The sequence below is a fragment of the Chrysanthemum yellows phytoplasma genome (assembly GCF_000803325.1).
GTDB lineage: Bacteria > Bacillota_I > Bacilli_A > Acholeplasmatales > Acholeplasmataceae > Phytoplasma > Phytoplasma asteris.
Genome location: NZ_JSWH01000100.1, coordinates 1 through 1,946, shown reverse-complemented (window position 1 = coordinate 1,946; position 1,946 = coordinate 1). Strand labels below are relative to the sequence as shown.

Annotated in this window: 3 protein-coding genes and 1 pseudogene; all 4 read right to left on the bottom strand. The window is 28.0% G+C overall.

The window, feature by feature from the left end; translation table 11 throughout:
- A pseudogene (locus tag OL66_RS01970) lies at positions 1-190 on the bottom strand (dTMP kinase); the annotation flags it as partial.
- Positions 191-250: 60 nt separating this feature from the next.
- The gene (locus OL66_RS01965; protein WP_034172254.1) at positions 251-898 is read right to left on the bottom strand and encodes a YqaJ viral recombinase family protein; all 648 of its coding nucleotides are present in this window, start codon (positions 896-898) and stop codon (positions 251-253) included.
- 234 nt (positions 899-1,132) lie between these two features.
- On the bottom strand, positions 1,133-1,351 hold the full coding sequence (locus OL66_RS03710; protein ID WP_084066016.1) for a hypothetical protein: 219 nt from the start codon (positions 1,349-1,351) through the stop codon (positions 1,133-1,135).
- A gap of 96 nt (positions 1,352-1,447) precedes the next feature.
- Positions 1,448-1,946 (bottom strand): hypothetical protein (locus tag OL66_RS03980; protein ID WP_034172252.1); only part of this gene is annotated, 499 nt, incomplete at its 5' end.

Here is a 1,946-nt window from a genome sequence, read left to right as displayed (position 1 = left end):
GACTTAAATAAAAACGAGTGAGATAATCTACTTGTGAAAAATTTAAAAATAAATCTCTAATTTCCTTTCCAAGAGAACTACTTCCTAAACCTTGATAAGTTTGAAAGGGAGCTTTTAATTGGGGTTGAAGGGCGTGAATAAGAGAAGTTTTTCCGCTCCCGTCGAGTACTTCAAAAACGATTAATTTCATTGTTGATTTCTCCTTTTATTTGAAATTTAGGCATAAAAAAAGACCTTCAAATTGAAGGTCTTAGTTGTATTTTATTTCGCTTAATTGTTTTAAATAAGTTGTTTGTGATAATTCTTCTTTGGCTTTGTTTAGAAGATTTAGATATTTTTTACTATCAGCAATCATTTTAGATATGAAGTTTTTATCTTGATAAATCCGAAAAACATGATAGTTTTGGTCGTTAAAATATACTAAAAAGTAAGCGGATTTCGCTTGAGCACAATAGAGTTGACATTGAACTTGGGCCCAGTAGTATTTGGGGATATTTTCTAATTGAGGATTGGTTAAAAAATCAGTCCAAGTTGTTGAAACTGCTTGGTTTACGTTAACAAAAGGACATTTAATTTCTAAAACAGCTTGATGTTGTTCATTGTAACCGTCTAAAGATGCGTAAAACAGGTGAACTTGATCATCAGTGAAAATGGCGTCTTCAAAAGTTAAATTAGTTTTTTGAATGAAAAATTCTCTAGCGATGGGTTCCATTTTTTGGCCATGAAGCGTATATTGATTGGCGGTAAAAGTGGTGCCAAAGAGTTTATCGTGGACTAATTGTTCCATGGAACGAAAGGGATCTAACCCTGTAATGGAAGCGATTTCCGAAGCGTTAATATATTTTTTTCGGTGTTGATACCATAATTGGGTGCGTTGATTTAAGTTTTTGATTCTCATAATAATTATTCTTTCTTAAAAATTTTTTTTAATAATAAAAGATATTTTCCTAAATAATAAATAAACCGTAGAATGTGATAAAGACATTTAAAAAGAAAATCAATTAAATATAAAAGATGGGGGATAAATAATAAAATAATTGTTAATAAACCTAAGTTTAACCATTGATTTTGATAAGCAAAGAAAGAACTACTTATCTTATGAAGGATATGATTTAATTTAGTTAACCAAGTATTAATGAAATGCCACATGATGATTTGTCTTCTTAGTAGTTAAATATTGATACATCCTAGCCACTATTCCTTGTTTTAGTTGGTGAATACTTAGTTTGAAGGTGAAAAGATAGAACTTAATGACGTAATAAATGGTGATAATTGGAAGAAATGAAAGTAGAGTGATGATGAAAAAGATGAGATTACTAGGTAAAGATTGAAAGATTTTTTTAATTAACATAGTTTTTTGGTTTCCTTTCTAATTGTTGAGTGAGTTGTTAAATAAAAAAAAGACCCTGAAAAGGGTCTTGGTTTGTAATTAAAAAATTTAATTATTTTAACGTCTTCTATGATTATTTGGTTGATTTTGGTTGTTTTGTATTTGATTTCTAATGATATTTATTTGTCTTTGATTTTGATCTATTCTTGTTTGAATATTTCTTAAGGTATTTATTTGTTCTTCTGAAGCATAAAGTGGTGTATTATTAATGGCTGAAATCATCTCTTGTGTTAACAATAAATATTCTCTTTCTAATTGAACTCTTGTCATATTATTATCAAAATTTCTTAACATTTGTTCTTGATTATTTAGTTGTCTTTGTTGATAAGTTATGATTTGTTGGTGTACTTGTTGTATTTGATTCAACAAAAAATTAATTTCTGTTACTGAACTATGATTAAAAAGAGCATTAATCAATTGTTGAGATATTCTACCTTGGGTTAATAATAAGTTTCTAAAAGTATTATATTCATCTATATGATTATCAACAACTGAATTATTTTCAGATATGCCATCGTTATTATCCATTGCCATAACTTGATAATTATTAGTCATA